Annotated in this window: 14 protein-coding genes; 4 read left to right on the top strand and 10 right to left on the bottom strand. The window is 57.5% G+C overall.

Translation table 11 applies throughout. From position 1 onward, the window contains the following. Window position 1 precedes the first annotated feature (1 nt). Genes IBT47_RS17045 through IBT47_RS17030 form a run of 4 tightly spaced genes read right to left on the bottom strand, consistent with a single transcriptional unit; the run spans window position 2 to window position 3529 of the window. On the bottom strand, window positions 2-787 hold the full coding sequence (locus tag IBT47_RS17045; protein WP_105595787.1) for an ABC transporter permease: 786 nt from the start codon (window positions 785-787) through the stop codon (window positions 2-4). A 13-nt stretch (window positions 788-800) separates the two neighbouring features. Then, window positions 801-1643: an ABC transporter permease subunit gene (locus IBT47_RS17040; RefSeq protein ID WP_200561664.1), complete on the bottom strand. Its 843-nt coding sequence runs from the start codon at window positions 1641-1643 to the stop codon at window positions 801-803. Next, complete coding sequence (locus IBT47_RS17035) at window positions 1640-2455, bottom strand: alkaline phosphatase family protein (RefSeq protein WP_200561662.1); 816 nt, start codon at window positions 2453-2455, stop codon at window positions 1640-1642. Before IBT47_RS17035 ends, IBT47_RS17040 begins: the two co-directional genes overlap by 4 nt. A gap of 9 nt (window positions 2456-2464) precedes the next feature. Beyond that, window positions 2465-3529: an ABC transporter substrate-binding protein gene (locus tag IBT47_RS17030; RefSeq protein WP_200543015.1), complete on the bottom strand. Its 1065-nt coding sequence runs from the start codon at window positions 3527-3529 to the stop codon at window positions 2465-2467. Window positions 3530-3737: 208 nt separating this feature from the next. Here IBT47_RS17030 and IBT47_RS17025 point away from each other — a divergent pair, with 208 nt between their 5' ends. After that, a complete protein-coding gene (locus IBT47_RS17025; RefSeq protein WP_105595783.1) occupies window positions 3738-4442 on the top strand; it encodes a UTRA domain-containing protein in 705 nt (234 codons plus the stop codon). Here the strand turns inward: IBT47_RS17025 and metH are convergent. Next, window positions 4439-8122 (bottom strand): methionine synthase, encoded by a 3684-nt coding sequence (metH, locus tag IBT47_RS17020; RefSeq protein WP_200561660.1) that lies wholly within the window; start codon window positions 8120-8122, stop codon window positions 4439-4441. The two genes, IBT47_RS17025 and metH, sit on opposite strands and share 4 nt — an antisense overlap. 199 nt (window positions 8123-8321) lie before the next feature. Between metH and iclR the strand changes: the two genes are divergently transcribed. The 3 genes from iclR to IBT47_RS17005 all read left to right on the top strand — a co-directional run bounded on the left by iclR (window position 8322) and on the right by IBT47_RS17005 (window position 10944). After that, window positions 8322-9155 (top strand): glyoxylate bypass operon transcriptional repressor IclR, encoded by an 834-nt coding sequence (gene iclR / locus IBT47_RS17015; protein WP_105595781.1) that lies wholly within the window; start codon window positions 8322-8324, stop codon window positions 9153-9155. Between the two features lie 155 nt (window positions 9156-9310). Next, window positions 9311-10015 (top strand): 1-acyl-sn-glycerol-3-phosphate acyltransferase, encoded by a 705-nt coding sequence (locus IBT47_RS17010; RefSeq protein ID WP_200561657.1) that lies wholly within the window; start codon window positions 9311-9313, stop codon window positions 10013-10015. Then, window positions 10012-10944, top strand: a complete 933-nt coding sequence (locus tag IBT47_RS17005; protein ID WP_105595779.1) for a phosphatidate cytidylyltransferase — start codon at window positions 10012-10014, stop codon at window positions 10942-10944. Before IBT47_RS17010 ends, IBT47_RS17005 begins: the two co-directional genes overlap by 4 nt. A 3-nt stretch (window positions 10945-10947) precedes the next feature. Here IBT47_RS17005 and aceK read toward each other — a convergent pair whose 3' ends face one another. The 5 genes from aceK to IBT47_RS16980 form a co-directional block, all read right to left on the bottom strand. Continuing rightward, complete coding sequence (aceK, locus tag IBT47_RS17000; protein ID WP_200561655.1) at window positions 10948-12693, bottom strand: bifunctional isocitrate dehydrogenase kinase/phosphatase; 1746 nt, start codon at window positions 12691-12693, stop codon at window positions 10948-10950. A gap of 57 nt (window positions 12694-12750) precedes the next feature. After that, window positions 12751-14055 (bottom strand): isocitrate lyase, encoded by a 1305-nt coding sequence (gene aceA, locus IBT47_RS16995; protein ID WP_200561652.1) that lies wholly within the window; start codon window positions 14053-14055, stop codon window positions 12751-12753. 20 nt (window positions 14056-14075) lie between these two features. Further along, a complete protein-coding gene (gene aceB / locus IBT47_RS16990; RefSeq protein WP_200561650.1) occupies window positions 14076-15674 on the bottom strand; it encodes a malate synthase A in 1599 nt (532 codons plus the stop codon). Window positions 15675-16019: 345 nt separating this feature from the next. Then, the gene (metA, locus tag IBT47_RS16985) at window positions 16020-16949 is read right to left on the bottom strand and encodes a homoserine O-succinyltransferase (RefSeq protein WP_105595775.1); all 930 of its coding nucleotides are present in this window, start codon (window positions 16947-16949) and stop codon (window positions 16020-16022) included. A gap of 185 nt (window positions 16950-17134) precedes the next feature. After that, window positions 17135-18292, bottom strand: coding sequence for a porin (locus IBT47_RS16980; RefSeq protein WP_200561648.1), 1158 nt, complete (start codon window positions 18290-18292; stop codon window positions 17135-17137). Window positions 18293-18696 lie beyond the last annotated feature (404 nt).

Raw genomic sequence — 18696 nt, 5'->3', positions numbered from 1 at the left:
TTCAGCCTCGTTCACGATTCAGGGTATTGGCCAGCCAGGTGACCAGCAGGACAACGACGAAATAGGAGATCACCAGCGCGCTACTGAAATGCCCACTGCTGTTACGCACGTTATAGAGGTAAACCTGTAGCGTTTCATAGCTGGTGCCGACCAGCAGGTTAGCGAAGACAAACTCACCGATCAGGAAGGAGAACGACAGCAGCACGGCAATCGTCGCCCCTTTGCGCAGGTTAGGCAGCACCACCAGCAGCGCGGCCTGCCAGGTGCTGGCACCCAGCAGGTGGGCGGCATCGATCAGCTCACGCAGATTAATCGCCTGCATATTGTTGGCGATGGCGCGGTAGATAAACGGCAGCGCGATGGTGAAGTAACAGCCAATCAGAATCCACGGCGTGCCGGTCAACATCAGCGGCGGCGATGAGTAAAGCTGTAGCAGCCCTACCGAAGAGACTACTGGCGGAATAGCAAACGGCAGCAGGATCAGGATATTCATTACCGCGTCGAGCTTCGGGAAGTAGTAAGCGATCACAAACATCGTCGGCAGCACCAGCAGCAGCGAGAACAGCAGCGAGCCGAGGCAAATCAGCAGCGAATGCCAGAGCGCCACCAGAAAACGCGGGTCGCTCCACAGCTGGATCAACCACTTGAGGGTTAAGCCGTCCGGCAGAATGGTTGCGCCCCAGCGGGTTGCCAGCGCGTAGAACAGCGTGGCCACCAGCGGCAGCGCGAGGATAACAAACACCAGCCAGACGATAATCCGGTGATAAACGTATTCACTTTTCGACATTGTTCCTCCTGCCTTAGCGCGCGTACTGGTAGCTGCGGCGCACCAGCCACTGATGAACCACGGTGATGATCGACATCAGTACCACCAGCAGCATCGCCAGCGCGCTGCCCATATTAGGGTCGAGCGAAACGTCGCCGGAGACCAGCGCCGCGATACGTACCGGAATGACGTTATAGTTGCCGGTGGTCAGCGCATAAATCGTGGCGTAGGCGCCCAGCGCGTTCGCCAGCAGGATCACAAAGGTGCCCACCAGCGTCGGAGCCATTACCGGCAGGCCGATGTGCCGCCAGTAGCGCCAGCGGCTGGCACCGAGCAGCGCGGCCGACTCCTGCCACTCCTTTTTCAGCGCGTCAAACGCCGGATAGAGCAGCAGGATGCCCAGCGGGATCTGGAACCAGGTGTACACCACAATCAGCCCGTCGGTAGAGTAAAGTTTAAAGCCCTGCATGATTTCGTATTTACGCATCAGCAGCGTCAGGCAGCCGTTCAGACCGAGCAGGATCACGAAGGCAAACGCCAGCGGCACACCGGCAAAGTTACTGGTCATGTTGGTAAAGGACATCAGAAAACGGTGCAGCCTGCCGCCGCCGAGCTGGTGCAGCGAATAGCCGCCCAGCAGCGCGATAATCAGGCCGTAGACGCTCGACCAGAATGAGATATCCAGCGAGAAGCGTATCGCCTGCTGGTAAAACGTTGAGGTGAGGATGTCGGTGTAATTGGCCCATCCCCAGGCCTCGTTCATTTCGCTGTAAAAGCTGTTAACTGCAATCCAGACCAGCGGTGCTATCTGAAACGCGATATAGAACACCGCAAACGGCAGCAGGCAAAGCAGCGCAAGCCCCTTTCCTTTCGTCATGCCAGCTCCCCCGAACGCAACAGCGGCACACAGACCGGCTTATCGTGCGGCACGCCGAGGATCTGGCACACCGTGCCGCACAGCTCGGTTTGCTTCGGCGCGGCGTCTTCACGCAGGGAAAATGCGGAACCGAAGACGAACAGCGGTACCTGCGTTTCTTCCGGCAGGGTGCCGCCGTGGCTGCGGTCATCGTTCATACCGTGGTCGGCGGTGACGATCACCTGATAGCCCTGGCGCAGCCACTCCGGCATCCACTGCGACAGATAGCCGTCGGCCATCCGCGCGCGGTTGCGGTACTGAGGGGAAGAGAAACCGTGCTTGTGCCCGGTGTCGTCAATGTTCATTGGGTGGATCAGCAGAAAGTCGGGCTGATGGTTTACCCGCAGGCTTTCGGCGTCTTCAAACAGGTGCGAATCGGGATAAACGTCATCCGAGTAAAAGTGGCCATACTGAATCGGCAGATCGCTGTCTGCCGTATGGCGGTCGCGGGCGGGGACAAACGGCGTGCGGTTGTACAGCTCGCTGACCCAGTGATAGGCGGCCGCCGCGGTGGTCAGGCCGCCCTCACGGGCATAGTGAAAAATGCTTTGCTGCGTGCTCAGGCGACTGACGCCGTTGTGAATAATGCCGCTTTTCACCGGCGTAATGCCGGTGAGGATGCACTCATACAGCGGGCGCGAGAGCGACGGCAGCTCGCAGGTGATCTGGTAGCGCTGCCCGTTACCCTGCGCACATTCCGCATGAAGATAGCCCATCGCATCACGTGCAACCTGAAAATTCAGCCCGTCCAGCACTACCAGAATCGTTTTCATCTTGTGACCTTATTGCTTCATGTTAATGATGACGTTTTCCTGCCACATACGCGGCAGCGCTTTCGAGGCTTTATCCCAGGCGGCCTGGTCGGCAATCGGATGCGCGTTTTTATACTCGCTTGACGGCAGCAGTTTGGCCTGCACGTCTTCCGGCAGGGTCAGATGCTCGGCGCGGATCGGGCGCGCGTAACCGCGAGCCAGGTTGATCTGACCAGCGTCGGAGAAGATGTATTCACGCGCCAGCTTGGCGGCGTTCGGGTGTTTAGCGAATTTGTTGATGATGGTGGTGTAGCCGGAGGTGATAGAACCGTCGGATGGGATCACCACTTCAAAGCGGTTGCGGTCGATCTGGTCGCGGTAGTTCAGACCGTTGAAGTCCCAAACCACGGCCACCTGGATTTCGCCCTTTTCGATATTGGCAATCACCGGATCGGTCACGCCCAGACGGCCTTCTTTCGCCAGATCGCTGAAGAAGTCCAGCGCCGGTTTCAGGTTCTTCTCGTTACCGCCCAGCGCGTAGCTTGCCGCCAGCACGCCGTTCGCCGCCTGTGCCGCGATGCCGACGTCGCCGATGGTGACAACATATTTGCCTTTTTTCAGGTCAGCCCAGCTGTGCGGGATATCCTTCACCTGGTCTTTATTGATGATGAAAGCGATGGTGCCGGTATAGGCCAGCGCCCAGTGGCCGTCTTTATCCTTCGCCCAGTCAGGGATTTGATCCCAAGTGCTCGGTTTGTACGGCTGGGTTACGCCCTTCTGCACGGCCAGCGGGCCGAATGAAGCGCCTACGTCACCGATATCGGCGCTGGCGTTGCTTTTCTCAGCGGCGAATTTGGCAATTTCCTGTGCGGAAGACATGTCGGTGTCGCTGTGTTTAATCCCGTACTTGCTGGTGATATCTTCCCAGGTGCCTTTCCAGTTAGCCCAGCTGTCTGGCATACCGACGCTGTTGACCTGACCTTCCGCACGGGCGGATTTTTCAAGCGCCGCCAGATCGGCGTCGGCAGCCCAGCTGCTGGCCGAAAACGACACAACGATGGCACTGGCTAACACGGATGCGAACAAAGATTTCATACTAATGCTCCAGGTGATAGGGTTAATGGCCTTCTGGACTAGTCCAGCAAGAACCGAGCCAATCTAACCTGGTACAGTGAATGTTTTATGACAGCGCCCGCTGGCTGTGGACTAGACCAGCAACTCCTGCCAGGATCGTAAGCGGTACGGCAAGGCGATTTACGCGCGATTTATGTGCAGACTCGCACCAATTTGAGGCTCTGATGTGATGAAATCATTAACTGTGGATGTCATTTGCCGGTCGCTGGCTGCGCGTATTCGCCAGGGCGACTTCGCCGACAGCGGTCGCCTGCCCGCCGAGCGCATCCTGAGCGAGCAGTTCTCCACCACCCGCATTACGCTGCGCGAGGCGCTGGGCCAGCTGGAAGCAGAAGGGATGATTTATCGCGAACTGCGCCGGGGCTGGTTTATCGCCCCACCGAGGCTGGCCTACGATCCGCTGCTGCGCAGCCACTTTCACGCCATGGCCGAGCGCCAGGGGCGCAGCGCACGGACCGAGGTGCTGGATGCGCAGACGGTGGTCGCGGAGGCCGGGCTGGCGGCGCGGCTGGAGATGCAGGAGGGTGAGAAGGTTTACCGTATTCGCCGCCTGCGTCGGATTGATGAGCGTGCGGTGCTGTACGTGGAACACTATCTGAATCCGCGCTATTTCCCGCAGTTGCTGGAGCACGATCTAACGCGCTCGCTGACTCAGCTTTATCAGGAAGAGTACGGCATTTGCTATGGCCGAGTGGGCTTCACCATGCTGCCCGCGCCGCTGCCGGACTTCGCCGCACCGGCGCTCAAGGTGGCGGCGGGCAGCCCGGCACTGTTTATCACCCGAATTAACCGTGACCAGCACGACCGGGTGATAGACTGCGACTGCGAATACTGGCGCTATGACGCGCTGTATATTGCCGTTGAGGTGGATTAGTCCGCGTCGTAGCCCAGATTCGGTGCCAGCCAGCGCTCCACCTCGCTGACCGACATCCCTTTACGCTTCGCGTAATCCTCAATCTGATCGCGCTGCAGCTGCGCCACGGCGAAGTATTTGCTGTCCGGGTGGCTGAAGTACCAGCCGGACACCGCCGCACCCGGCCACATGGCGAAGGATTCGGTGAGCTTCATGCCGGTACGGGCTTCCACATCCAGCAGCTGCCAGATCGTGGCTTTTTCGGTGTGTTCCGGGCAGGCCGGGTAGCCGGGTGCCGGGCGGATGCCCTGGTAGTTCTCGCGGATCAGCTCCTCGTTGCTCAGGTTCTCGGTGGCGGCAAAGCCCCAGATCACCTTACGCACCCGCTCATGCAGGTATTCGGCAAAGCCTTCCGCCAGGCGGTCGGCCAGCGCTTTAATCATAATTTTGTTGTAGTCGTCGTGTTGCGCGTCATACGCCTCGGCCAGCGCATCCTCTTCCAGCCCGCCGGTGACGGCAAATGCACCAAGATAGTCGGCTTTACCGCTGGACTTCGGTGCGACGTAATCGGCCAGGCAGTAGTTCGGGAAGTCCGTTTTCTCTGTCTGCTGACGTAAGTGATGACTCACTTGCAGAATCTCGGTACGTGATTCATCGCGGTAGATTTCAACGTCATCCCCCACGCGGTTAGCCGGGAAAATCCCCACCACGCCGCGCGGATTGAGCGTGCCGTCGGCGCTGAGCTGGTCCAGCATGGCGTTAGCGTCGGCAAACAGGCGCTTCGCCTCTTCGCCCACCACTTCATCTTCCAGAATGCGCGGATATTTCCCCGCCAGCGACCAGGTCATAAAGAACGGCGTCCAGTCGATGTAGTTGCGCAGCGTTTCGATGTTAGCGCTCACTTCGCTTATGCCCAGCCGGTGCGCTGGCGGTGGGGTGTAGTTTTCCCAGTCAAACGTAAATGCATTATCGCGTGCCGCCTGCAGGCTGACCGGCGGCGTGCGCGGTTTTTTACGCGCGTGCTGGATGCGCACCGTGTCGTACTCTTTCCGCGTGCGGGCGACAAAATCGTCGTACTGCGTCGCCGACAGCAGGGACGACACCACGCCAACGGTACGCGAGGCGTTCTGCACGTAGACCGTCGGGCCGCTGTAGTTCTGCTCGATTTTCACCGCCGTATGCGCCTTCGAGGTGGTCGCTCCGCCGATCAGCAGCGGCAGGGTAAAGCCCTGGCGTTCCATCTCCTTCGCCACGTTGACCATCTCATCCAGCGACGGCGTGATCAGCCCGGACAGACCGATGATATCGGCGTTAACCTCGCGGGCGGTTTTCAGGATTTTGTCACTCGGCACCATCACGCCAAGATCGATAATTTCGTAGTTATTACACTGCAGCACCACGCCAACGATGTTTTTACCGATGTCGTGCACGTCGCCCTTCACCGTGGCCAGCACGATTTTGCCGTTGCTGCTGCCCTTCTCTTTGCTGGCCTCGATATAGGGTTCCAGATAAGCCACCGCCTGCTTCATCACGCGGGCGGATTTCACCACCTGCGGCAGGAACATTTTGCCTTCGCCAAACAGATCGCCGACCACGTTCATCCCGGCCATCAGCGGGCCTTCAATCACCTCAATCGGCCGGGCCGAGAGCTGGCGAGCGGCTTCGGTATCTTCTTCAATAAACTCGGTGATGCCTTTCACCAGTGAATATTCCAGACGCTTAGCCACTTCCCAGCCGCGCCACTCGGCCTGTTGCTTGTTGCTGTCGTCATCGGCTTTGCTGCCGCGGTATTTTTCCGCCAGCTCCAGCAGGCGTTCGGTGCCGTCGTCGCGACGGTTCTGCACCACGTCCTCGACCGCTTCACGCAGGTCGGCGGGCAGGTCGTCATAAATCGCCAGCTGACCGGCGTTAACGATGCCCATATCCATACCGTTACGGATAGCGTGATAGAGGAATACGGCGTGAATGGCTTCGCGCACCGGGTCGTTGCCGCGGAAGGAGAACGACACGTTGGACACGCCGCCGGAGATCATCGCGTGCGGCAGTTCGCGCTTAATGTCCTCACAGGCACCGATAAAGTCCACCGCGTAGTTATTGTGCTCTTCAATGCCGGTCGCCACGGCGAAGATATTCGGGTCAAAGATGATATCTTCCGGCGGGAAGCCGACCTCTTCGGTGAGTAGCTTGTAGGCGCGGCGACAGATTTCGATTTTGCGTGCGCGGGTATCCGCCTGGCCAACTTCATCAAACGCCATCACCACCATCGCGGCACCGTAACGGCGCACCAGCCGGGCATGATGCAGGAACGGCTCGATGCCTTCCTTCATCGAGATGGAGTTCACGATGCCTTTGCCCTGGATGCACTTCAGCCCTTTCTCGATCACCTCCCACTTTGAGGAGTCGATCATAATCGGCACGCGGGCAATATCCGGCTCGCCGGCGATCAGGTTAAGGAAACGCACCATCGCCGCTTCGGCGTCGAGCATCCCTTCATCCATATTGATGTCGATCACCTGCGCGCCGCTTTCCACCTGCTGACGGGCGACATCCAGCGCTTCGTTGTACTTCTCTTCTTTGATCAGCCGCTTAAACTTCGCCGAGCCGGTAACGTTGGTACGTTCACCGACGTTAACAAACAGCGTATCGCCGCTGATGTTCAGCGGCTCCAGCCCGGAAAGACGACAGGCCACCGGCACGGTCGGTAGCGGGCGTGGGGCCACGCCTTCGACCGCTGCCGCCATTGCAGCGATATGCTCCGGCGTGGTGCCGCAGCAGCCGCCAACGATATTCAGGAACCCGGCCCGCGCCCATTCACCGATCTGCTCCGCCATGGTTTTGGCATCCAGATCGTATTCACCAAAGGCGTTAGGCAAACCGGCGTTCGGGTGAGCGGTCACGTAGCCTTCGGCGATGCGTGACAGCTCGGCGACGTACTGGCGCAGCTCGTCCGGCCCCAGCGCGCAGTTCAGGCCGAAGGAGAGCGGCTCCGCGTGGCGCAGGGAGTTATAGAAGGCTTCCGTAGTCTGGCCGGAGAGCGTTCGGCCGGAGGCATCGGTAATGGTGCCGGAGATCATCAGCGGCAACGTCACGCCCAACGCCTCGAATTCGGTTTGTACGGCGAATATCGCCGCTTTGGCGTTCAGGGTATCGAACACCGTTTCAATCATGATGATGTCTGCACCGCCCTCCACCAGCGCGCGGGTCGATTCGCGGTAGGCTTCCACCAGCTGATCGAAGGTGACGTTACGGAAGGCCGGGTCGTTAACGTCCGGCGAAATCGAGCAGGTACGGTTAGTCGGGCCTAATACCCCGGCGACGTAACGTGGACGATCCGGCGTTTTTGCCCTCCATTCGTCGGCGCAGGCACGCGCCAGCTTTGCCGCCACGAAGTTGATTTCTGCCGACAGCGATTCCATCTGGTAATCGGCCATGGCAATGGTGGTGGAGTTAAAAGTGTTGGTTTCGAGGATATCCGCACCGGCGGCGAGATAGCCGTGATGGATCGCGCTAATCACCTCCGGTTTGGTCAGCACCAGCAGGTCGTTGTTGCCTTTCAGATCGCAGGGCCAGTCGGCAAAGCGCGTACCGCGAAAATCACCTTCTTCCAGCCGGTAGCTCTGGATCATGGTCCCCATACCGCCGTCCAGCAGCATAATGCGTTTTGCCAGCTGCTGATGCAGCGCTTCAATTCTGTTGCTCACAACCCAGCCCCTTCACTCGTCACTGATGGCACCACTGCCAGCAGGTCATACTGGCACAACTTCTGTGCGGGTAACAGCGGCGGCTGATGAGACATTTTCAGCCAATCGGCAGACTGATCCGACCAGATCGCAACGCGTTGCATTATTAGCCAATAAAACGAAAATGATTTCCATATGGTGAAAAATAAAGGACTCAGATATGGCTACCCCCGTCCCAGTTAAACGCGGCAAAAAACCTCGTACTGCCAGCGCCCAGGCAGCACAACCTGCTGGCCAGGTTCAGTCGCTAACCCGCGGCCTGAAGCTGCTGGAGTTCATTGCCGAATCGCACGGCAGCGTGGCGCTGACCGAACTGGCCCAGCAGGCCGGGCTGCCCAACTCCACCACGCACCGATTACTGACCACCATGCAGCAGCAGGGATTTGTGCGCCAGGTGGGTGATTTAGGTCTGTGGACTATCGGTGCGCACGCGTTTGTGGTGGGCAGCAGCTTCCTGCAAAGCCGCAACCTGCTGGCGCTGGTGCATCCGATGCTGCGCAGGCTGATGGAGGAGTCCGGTGAAACGGTGAACCTGGCGGTGCTGGATCTCAGCGATCATCAGGCGGTGATTATCGATCAGGTCCAGTGTACCCAGCTGATGCGCATGTCGGCCCCGATCGGCGGCAAGCTGCCGATGCACGCTTCCGGCGCAGGCAAGGCGTTCCTCGCCAACCTCAATGAGAAGCAGGTGACCGAACTGCTGCATCGCCAGGGGCTGCATCACTACACGCCAAAAACGCTGATGTCGCCGCAGAGCCTGAAGGATAACCTGGCGCAGACGCGTAAAGCGGGCTATTCCTTTGATGATGAAGAGCATGCGCTGGGATTACGCTGCGTTGCCGCCTGTATTTACGACGAGCATCGCGAACCGTTTGCCGCGCTGTCGATCTCCGGCCCGATTTCCCGTATCACCGACGATCGCGTCACCGAGATCGGCGCGATGGTAATCAAAGCGGCAAAAGAGATCACCCGCGAATACGGCGGCAGCCACTGACCGCACGCCAGACCGTCTATTGATTGTTTTTCAACGCTGAGGGTTTTAAATGGATAAGGATGTTCAGTACCAACCAATTTGTATGGACAAACTGCGACAGATACGGGTTTCTGCACGGTCTTTGTCCTCTTCAGACAGCGGGAGGACGCTGAGCGATGCCTGAATCACGCTTATCCCTCGATCGCCGCCTGGTCAGTTCACTGCTGGTCACCGTCTGCCGCTTACTCACCGGCATCCGCTCCCGCTGGCACAGCGAGCCGGAGCCAGAAAAAACCCGCATCTACTATGCCAACCACAGCAGCCACCTCGACGGCCTGGTGATCTGGGCCAGCCTGCCACCGCAGATGCGCACGCGGGTTCACCCGGTAGCGGCGGCGGATTACTGGCTGGGTTCCCGCCTGCGGCGCTATCTGGCGCTGCGGATTTTCGGCGCGGTGCTGGTTGAGCGCCGCCCTGCCGGGGAGCGGGGGGCGAAACCGGCAGAGGATGCGATCCTGCCCGTACCGGACCGTGAAGAAATCAGCTCATCGATGAGCAAAGACGTGCTGCTGCCGCTGAAGCAGGCGCTGGATGGCCAGCATTCGCTGATCCTGTTTCCCGAAGGCACGCGCGGCAGTGGCGAGCAGCTCAACAGCTTTAAGAGCGGCCTTTACCATCTCTCCAAAGCCTATCCACAGGTTGAACTGGTGCCGGTGTGGCTGGATAACCTGAACCGGGTGCTGCCAAAAGGCTCGCGGCTGGTGGTGCCGATTATCTGTAGCGCCACCTTCGGTACGCCGCTGCCTGGCGTCACAGAAGGCGAAGATAAACAGGCCTTTCTGGCAAGGACCAAAGCCGCACTGGAGGCGATCGCACCATGAAAATCTGGGATTCTGAACTGAGCTGGCTGCTGTGCGGCCTGTTTGGTCTGCTGGTGGTGGCCAGCATTATTGGCGGCGTGCTGGCGAAGTTTAAGCAGAATGACACCATCGCCAATCTGAACGCGCGTATTCGCGCCTGGTGGGTGATGTGCATCATCTCCGTGCTGGCGATGACGCTTGGCCCTATCGGGTCGACGGTGCTGTTTATGCTGATGTCGTTCTATGCGCTGCGGGAGTGTGTCACCCTGCTGCCGACGCGCCGCAGCGATCATGAGGCGCTGTTCTGGTGCTTCTTTATCATCCTGCCGTTGCAGTATCTGCTGGTCGGTATCGAATGGTACGGCGTGTTCGTTATCCTGATTCCGGTTTATGCCTGGCTGTTTATTCCGGCCCGGCTGGCGCTGGCGGGGGATACCAGCCACTTCCTGGAGCGCGCGGCCAAAATTCAGTGGAGCATGATGATTGCCGTTTACTGCATCAGCCACGCTCCGGCCCTGCTGATGCTGCAGATCCCCGGCTATGAGCAGCAGAATATCAAGCTGCTGCTGTTCCTGATGATTGTGGTGCAGATTTCCGACGTGCTGCAGTATGTATTCGGCAAGCTGTGGGGCAAGCGCCCGATTGTGCCGAAGCTCAGCCCGAATAAAACGGTCGAAGGCTTTGTGGGCGGCATCCTCAGCGCCAGTCTGGTCGGTATGGGGCTGTGGTGGATAACGCCCTTCGCACCGTGGCAGGCGTTTCTGATTTCGCTGCTGATCACCCTGCTGGGCTTCCTGGGCGGCCTGTGCATGTCGGCGATCAAGCGCGATCGCGGGGTGAAAGATTTCGGCGCGATGCTGGAGGGACACGGCGGCATGATGGATCGCATTGATTCACTCTGCTTCGCCGCGCCGGTATTTTTCCACGTGGTGCGCTACTTCTACACCTGATTTTCAACTTGCCTGTCCGAGCAGGCCGTCGCCGTAACGCTGACAAAAGCGCTGCCGGCGGCGGTAGGCAAAGACATCTTCAATATGCCCGTTGCGTATCCGCTGCTGTAACCCGCGCCAGAAATCGGCGCGGAACAGTTCCGCGTGCATATCGTCAAACAAAAGCGCTATCTTCGGGTCCGCGCAGAGGTAGTGGCGGAACTCCTCCGGGAAGACATCTTCCGGCGACACGCTGTACCACGGCTCGTGGCTCAGCTCGTCTTCCGGGTAGCGCGGCGGCGGGATGTCGCGGAAGTTCACTTCGGTCATATAGCTGATTTCATCGTAGTCGTAGAACACCACGCGCCCGTGGCGGGTAACACCGAAGTTTTTATACAGCATATCGCCGGGGAAAATATTGGCCGCCGCCAGCTGTTTTACCGCGTTGCCGTACTCTTCTATCGCATCGTGCCGCTGCTGGTCATCCGCCTGCTCCAGCCACAGGTTGAGTGGGGTCATGCGTCGTTCCATATACAAATGGCCGATGATGAGCATCTCCCCCTGCTGCTGCAGTTTTTCCGGCACCTCGCGCCACAGGGCGGCCAGCAGATCCGGACTGAGCCTTGCCTGCTCAATGGCGAAGTTTTCAAACTCCTGGGTGTCGGCCATGCGGCCCACGCGATCGTGCTCTTTGACCAGCTGGTAGCACTGGCGCACCCGCTGCGGCGTGACGTCTTTCTGCGGCGCGAAGGTGTCTTTAATGACCTTAAACACCCGGTCAAATCCCGGTAGCGTAAACACCAGCATCACCAGGCCCGGCACGCCAGGGGCGATAACAAACTGCTCGCGGGTGGCGGACATGTAGTTGAGGTATTCCCGGTAGCTTTCCGTTTTGCCGTGTTTCTGGCAGCCAATCGCCATATACAGCTCGGCGGTGGTTTTCCCCGGCAGGATCTCGCGCAGCCACTCCACCAGCGCGGCGGGCAGCGGCGCATACACCATGAAATAAGAGCGGGCAAAGCCAAAGACGATACTGGCTTCGCGGTTGCGGGTCAGGCAGGTGTCAATAAACAGCTCGCCCGCGTCGCTGCGGTGAATCGGCAAAAGGAATGCGCAAACCCCTGACGGCGTGCGCAGTTTGGCCACCAGCCACGCCGCTTTATTGCGGTAAAACAGCTCGTTGGCGACCTGTAACGTTGCCTGCTGTAGATCGCTTTCGCTGAAGTTTTCCCGCAGGTGGCTGATGATAAAAGTGATATCCCTTGCCAGATCCTGCCACGGCAGACGCAGCGGAAGATCGTGCAGCAGACGGTTGAGAAGCGGCTGCCAGCCCGCCGAGGCGCTGAACTCCCGCGCCAGCGGCCGCGGGATCGTACGAAAACGCCGCTCCGGCTGGGAGCTGAAAATAAACAGCCGTTCCGGCGTCAGCGCCTGATGGCTGAACAAACGACAGTAAACAGAGTTGAAAAAGCTTTCGGCAATTTCAAAGCGCGGATAATCCGGCAGCAGACCGGTGTAAATGCTTTTCACCTGCTGCAGAACATCACGGTCTTCCGACTGCGAGCCGGTAATACAGCGCAGCTGTTCAACGACCAGCCCGACGTGGTGATCGTAAAGATGGATACGCGCTTTCATCGCCTGCTGTACCGCCTGCCAGTCAGCCTGTTCGAAGCGCTGCTGGGCACCGGCGGTAATTTCCAGGAAGCGACCATACTGCGCATCGAACCCCTGCAGGATAGTCTGGGCTATCAGCGTTTCCCTCTCTGACATCGTGCACCTCATCAACCGGCTAAACATGTGTGGCGGGCCGGATAGCCCGCCCGTTTATCAGAACTGATCTTCTTCGGTCGAACCGGTCAGTGCGGTGACGGAAGAGCTGCCGCCCTGAATAATGGTGGTCACGCGGTCAAAGTAGCCGGTCCCGACTTCCTGCTGGTGGGAAGAGAAGGTGTAGCCCTTGTCGATGGCGGCAAATTCCGGCTGCTGCACTTTTTCCACGTAATGACGCATCCCCTCGCCCTGCGCGTAGGCCTGTGCGAGGTCAAACATGTTGAACCACATGCTGTGAATGCCCGCCAGAGTGATGAACTGGTATTTGTAGCCCATGTCCGACAACGCCTGCTGGAACTGAGCGATGGTGCGGTCATCAAGATTCTTCTTCCAGTTAAACGACGGCGAGCAGTTATAGGCCAGCAGCTTGCCCGGGAAGCGGGCGTGAATCGCTTCGGCGAAACGGCGCGCCTGGTCGAGATCCGGCTTTGAGGTTTCGCACCACACCATATCGGCATACGGCGCATAGGCCAGCCCACGGCTAATCGCCTGCTCGATCCCAGCTCGGGTGCGATAGAACCCTTCCTGGGTGCGTTCGCCGGTAACGAATTCACGGTCGTACTCGTCGCAGTCGGAGGTAATCAGGTCGGCAGCGTCAGCATCGGTGCGGGCGATCAGCACCGTTGGCACGCCCATCACATCCGCAGCCAGCCGCGCGGCAACCAACTTCTGTACGGCTTCCTGGGTTGGCACCAGCACCTTACCGCCCATATGGCCGCACTTCTTCACCGAGGCCAGCTGGTCTTCGAAGTGGACCCCGGCCGCACCGGCCTGAATCATTGATTTCATCAGCTCAAAGGCGTTCAGCACGCCGCCAAAACCGGCTTCCGCATCGGCGACGATCGGCAGGAAATAATCCACGTAGCGCGGATCGCCCGGTTCGATGTCATTGGCCCACTGGATCTGATCCGCACGCTGGAAGCTGTTGTTAATCCGTTCCACCACCGACGGTACAGAGTTCACCGGATAGAGTGACTGGTCCGGGTACATGCTCGAGGCCAGGTTCGCGTCGGCGGCCACCTGCCAGCCGGAGAGGTAAATCGCCTCGATGCCGGCTTTCGCCTGTTGCAGTGCCTGGCCGCCAGTCAGCGCGCCGAGGCTGTTAACGTAGCCTTTTTTCGCGCCGCCGTTGAGCAGCGCCCACAGTTTCTCAGCGCCGTTCTGCGCCAGCGTACAGGCCGGATTCACCGAGCCGCGCAGTTTCACCACTTCTTCCGCGCTGTAAGGGCGGGTAATGCCTTCCCAACGTGCATCGCGTCGGGATTGTTCGATTTGTTGGATCTGTTGGGTACGTGAGGTCATGGCAATGTTCCTTGTCAGGTTCAGGGAAGTAAGCGGTAGCCAGGTAAGGTCAGGAATTCAACCAGTTCGGATTCGGTCGTGATGCGCTCCATTAATGCGGCGGCCTCTTCAAAGCGGCCCTGCTCGAAGCGCTGGCCGCCGAGCTCTTCGCGGATAACCAGCATCTCTTCGGTCAGCATTTTGCGGAACAGTGCTTCGGTCACAACTTCACCGCTTTGCAGGGTTTTGCCGTGGCGTATCCACTGCCAGATGGAGGTGCGGGAAATTTCTGCCGTAGCGGCATCTTCCATCAGCCCGTAGATCGGTACGCAGCCGTTGCCGTTAATCCAGGCCTCGATGTATTGCACCGCCACGCGAATATTGGCGCGCATTCCTTCTTCGGTGCGCTCGCCGTTACACGGGGCCAGCAGCTGTTCGGCGGTGATAGCTGCGTCCTGTTCACGCGTGACGTGTAGCTGGTTGAGCTCGTCGCCCAGCGTCTGGTTAAAGACCGCCATCACCGTATCCGCCAGGCCGGGATGGGCGATCCAGGTGCCGTCGTGGCCGTTGCTGGCTTCGCGCTGTTTGTCCGCTTTCACCTTGTTCAGCACCCACTCGTTCCGTTCCGCATCTTTGCTCGGAATAAAGGCCGCCATGCCCCCCATGGCAAATGCGCCACGGCGGTGACAGGTTTTGACCAGCAGCCGTGAATAGGCATCCAGGAAGCCCTGATCCATGGTGACCGACTGCCGATCGGGCAGCACGCGGTCAGGGTGATTTTTCAGCGTTTTGATGTAGCTGAAGATGTAATCCCAGCGCCCGCAGTTCAGACCTACGATGTGATCGCGCAGGCTCCAGAGGATCTCATCCATCTGAAATACCGCCGGCAAGGTTTCGATCAGCAGAGTCGCCTTAATGGTGCCGCGCGGCAGATCGAAACGATCTTCGGCATAGCTGAATACCTCACTCCACCAGGCGGCTTCCTGATACGTCTGCGTTTTCGGCAGGTAAAAATAGGGGCCGCTGCCTTTCGCCAGCAGAGCCTCGACGTTGTGGAAGAAGTAGAGGGCGAAGTCAAACAGGCTGCCCGGGATCGGCTCTCCCCGCCAGGTGACGTGTTTTTCCGGCAGATGCAGGCCACGCACGCGGCAGATCAGCACCGCCGGGTTGGGCTTCAGCTGGTAGATCTTCCCCGCTTCATTGCTGTAGCTGATGGTGCCGTTAACCGCATCGCGCAGGTTGATCTGTCCGGCGATCACTTTATCCCAGCTCGGAGCCAGTGAATCTTCGAAGTCGGCCATAAACACGTTGACGTTGGCATTCAGGGCATTGATCACCATCTTGCGCTCAACGGGGCCGGTAATTTCCACCCGACGGTTCTGTAAGTCCTGCGGGATGCCACGAATTTGCCAGTCATCATTTTTAATGGAAGTCGTTTCCGAAATAAAATCAGGCAGCTCACCGGCATCGATTTTACGCTGAGTTTTCGCGCGTTCCGCCAGCAGCGCATTGCGCTTTGGCGTGAAGCGCGTCACCAGTTCGGTAAGGAAATCGACCGCGGCATCCGTAAGAATTTCGCGTTCCTGCTGGCCAGGCTGGCGCTGGAAGGTGAGTTCCGCGCTGATTAGCTGTTGTGTCATACCCCTGCTCCTGTCAGTTTCGTCCGCCTGGCGTGACGATCGTTAAGTGGACAATCTTTAACCCGCAGGATCAAAATATAAACAGTTAATTTTCAAAATCAAAAACTATTTCCATTTTAATTACAAAATTAATTCAATTAATTGATTTATATGACAATAAAAATACTTAAAGATAAGAAGGTGTTTTCATCATGATTTTTAGGTGTGATAGCAGGGATCGATTCAGCAGATCGCAACTGGAGAGATTGGATTAAAGTTGGGGGAGTGGCATAGAAATGAGGGTGGAGATCCACCCGATCGCAGGAGTCAGCTTAGCGTAGAGACGTGAGATCGGGTGAGGTAAAACTAGTCCAGCGTTGGGTTCATATGGCGCAGATCGAATGGTGTGATCTGGTAGACATAGTAGTTTAACCAGTTTGAAAACAGCAGGTTGCCGTGACTTCTCCAGCTCGCGCTGGGTGGAAGCTCGGGGTTGTCCTGCGGGAAGTAATTGTAGGGGATTTCAGGATTTAATCCCGCGTCGTAGTCGCGATGATATTCACCCGAGAGCGTCAGCGCATCATATTCCGGGTGCCCGGTTACGAAGGCCAGGCGCTTATCCTTACTGGCAAACAAATAAGCACCGGTTTTTTCAGATTCGGCAAAGATTTCCAGATCGGTGTAATCACGCAGGATCTGCGCCGGGAAATCGGCATAGCGTGAGTGAGGCGCCAGGAAAGTATCGTCAAAACCTCGCGTCAGCAGCGCATGCGGATGCAGGATCTGATGCTCGAATACGCCGGATAATTTGTTTTCCCGCGTCTGCTTCGGAATGCCGTAGAGGATGTTTAACGCGGCCTGTACCGCCCAACAGACGAACAGCGTAGAGGTCACGTGCTCCCGTGCCCAGTGCAGGACCTGCTGGATCTGCGGCCAGTAGGCAACATCGCAGAAATCGACCAGTCCGAGCGGTGCACCGGTGACGATCAGCCCATCATAGTTATCGTGTTTAATATCTTCGAAATTGCAGTAGAAGTTATTCAGGTGCTCGCTGGGCGTGTTGCGGGACTCACGGCTGTCGATGCGCAGCAGCTGAATATCAATCTGTAGCGGCGAGTTGGAAAGCAGACGCAAAAACTGATTTTCAGTTTCGATCTTCTTCGGCATCAAATTTAGTACCAGCACCTTCAAGGGACGGATCATCTGAGTGCTGGCACGAGTTGACGTCATAACAAAGACGTTCTCATTGCGCAGAAAACTCACGGCTGGTAATTCATCAGGTACCCTGATCGGCATGGTCAACTTCCTCACTACATACGTTTATACGTTTAGACATCCAGATGCCTGAAGATAGCGTGATGCATAACAAAAGTCGAGTTGTTCATATGATAGTTGAAAATGTTTCAGGGTGAGGGGTAGCCAGCGGATACCGTTGCGTATTATCACGACAATGTGCGTTCAAAGCTGGCTGGAGGGGAAACTCAGAAGTCGTAGCTCAGACGTACAAAGTTCACATCGCCCTGCCTGTCAGTGCTGGAGGTAAACATATGCTCATAGTCAACGCTGAAACCCCAGGCAAAGGCCAGCAGGAGACCTAACCCGTTGTCGATGCGCTTATAATTTCTGCCGCTGGCGTATTCCAGTCGGTCACCCATAAAGAACGGCTGTACGGTTTTAAGCCCTGCGCGATCGATATTGAAGCTGTAGCCGGCGTAATATTCAATACCCCATGCGCTACCGGCAAAGTAATTATTCGTACGGGTGGATTCTGTTTGCAGGAAGTTTTTATACCAGCCACCGCCCACGGCGAAGGTCCAGTTATCGGGTACCCAGCTAAGGGCTGCACCCACAATATGTTGATTATAGGTTTTATCATCGCCAGCCCCGGGATGCTTGATGGTTGCACGCGTTTCATTCCACGCCATGCCCAGGCTGAGATCGTCGTCGATATGGTAGTCAAATCCCAGCGATCCGCCGCCTTTTCGTCGGTAACGTGTACCATCGCCTACCAGGTATTCACTGTCCGGAAATAGCCAGCCAGCGTACAGATCGACGCTGCCGTAACTGTTTTTAAACTTCAGCTGCTTGCGCGGACGGTATGAACCATCATAGGCACCGTTGATGCCGACTCCTGGTGCCTGAGCAAGCATATCGTCGTCCCACAGGTCAGTTTTTGCCGCGACAACATCATAGTAGACACTGGTTTGCTGGCCGATGGTTAACTCACCCATATCATCAGCTTTCAGCCCGGTAAAGAGCATGCGCCTGGTAGTAAAGGCACTGCCCTCCTCGTAATGGTTTTTCCAGTCGAACAGCGCGGGCATATTCAGGCCAAACTCATAGTAGGTGTACCAACTTACGCCATCGCGCAGATAGTAGTCCGCGGCAAAGCCAAAACGGGTTTGATTATCACCATCATCGAAACCATTACGCTTATAGGAACCTTTATCACTGCTGCCCATCACGTCATAGAACTGTGGTCGGATACTGCCATTCACTGAGAAATTGAGCCTGTTCAGCCAGTCCGGATTGTCTCTGTTCTGCTGTAAAAGGGTAATTTCCGCGCAAAGGTCGGTACTCCAACAGGTGAATATCAACAGGCTGGCGTAGATGGCATATCTTTTATTGGAAGCGATCATCTGTTCCTCAATTTCCTTTTGAGGTTGATTGTTATAAACAGTCTATTTTGAGTGAAAAGAGTGGGAGTACTGGGGATCTTTTGTGCGCAGGCCGGCCTGGCAGCATGTTCTGTGGCCCGTCGATGTGCAAAAACCATTCGGTTATTGCTGATATCTTCGCCACTGTCACTATTCCCGGAGGGTTTCAATGAGTCGAGCGCCCCCTGATTTAAACAACATCGGTGAGAATGCTGGTTTTACTGAGAGCAGGGTTATGCGCTGGATAGCAGTACAGAGAACGCAGACTACTGGGTTGTAAAAGGGTCACTTCAGGCGGGATTCTGAACGGCGTAAACGCAAAAAGGCCATCCGTAAGGATGGCCTTCTGCTTTATTTGATGCCTGGCAGTTCCCTACTCTCGCATG

This window comes from Erwinia sp. S43 (assembly GCF_016624745.1).
GTDB classification, from domain to species: Bacteria; Pseudomonadota; Gammaproteobacteria; order Enterobacterales; family Enterobacteriaceae; genus Erwinia; species Erwinia coffeiphila.
The sequence above is the reverse complement of the archived record's forward strand: the minus strand, read 5'-3'. Positions and strand labels throughout refer to the sequence as shown.

What these genes read in the sequence shown, in the direction of transcription:
- aceB (WP_200561650.1), bottom strand. Translation starts at nt 15,674, where the DNA reads ATGACACAACAGCTAATCAGCGCGGAACTCACCTTCCAGCGCCAGCCT.
- IBT47_RS17045 (WP_105595787.1), bottom strand. Translation starts at nt 787, where the DNA reads ATGTCGAAAAGTGAATACGTTTATCACCGGATTATCGTCTGGCTGGTG.
- metA (WP_105595775.1), bottom strand. Translation starts at nt 16,949, where the DNA reads ATGCCGATCAGGGTACCTGATGAATTACCAGCCGTGAGTTTTCTGCGC.
- IBT47_RS17030 (WP_200543015.1), bottom strand. Translation starts at nt 3,529, where the DNA reads ATGAAATCTTTGTTCGCATCCGTGTTAGCCAGTGCCATCGTTGTGTCG.
- IBT47_RS17035 (WP_200561662.1), bottom strand. Translation starts at nt 2,455, where the DNA reads ATGAAAACGATTCTGGTAGTGCTGGACGGGCTGAATTTTCAGGTTGCA.
- aceK (WP_200561655.1), bottom strand. Translation starts at nt 12,693, where the DNA reads ATGTCAGAGAGGGAAACGCTGATAGCCCAGACTATCCTGCAGGGGTTC.
- iclR (WP_105595781.1), top strand. Translation starts at nt 8,322, where the DNA reads ATGGCTACCCCCGTCCCAGTTAAACGCGGCAAAAAACCTCGTACTGCC.
- IBT47_RS16980 (WP_200561648.1), bottom strand. Translation starts at nt 18,292, where the DNA reads ATGATCGCTTCCAATAAAAGATATGCCATCTACGCCAGCCTGTTGATA.
- IBT47_RS17010 (WP_200561657.1), top strand. Translation starts at nt 9,311, where the DNA reads ATGCCTGAATCACGCTTATCCCTCGATCGCCGCCTGGTCAGTTCACTG.
- IBT47_RS17040 (WP_200561664.1), bottom strand. Translation starts at nt 1,643, where the DNA reads ATGACGAAAGGAAAGGGGCTTGCGCTGCTTTGCCTGCTGCCGTTTGCG.
- aceA (WP_200561652.1), bottom strand. Translation starts at nt 14,055, where the DNA reads ATGACCTCACGTACCCAACAGATCCAACAAATCGAACAATCCCGACGC.
- IBT47_RS17005 (WP_105595779.1), top strand. Translation starts at nt 10,012, where the DNA reads ATGAAAATCTGGGATTCTGAACTGAGCTGGCTGCTGTGCGGCCTGTTT.
- IBT47_RS17025 (WP_105595783.1), top strand. Translation starts at nt 3,738, where the DNA reads ATGAAATCATTAACTGTGGATGTCATTTGCCGGTCGCTGGCTGCGCGT.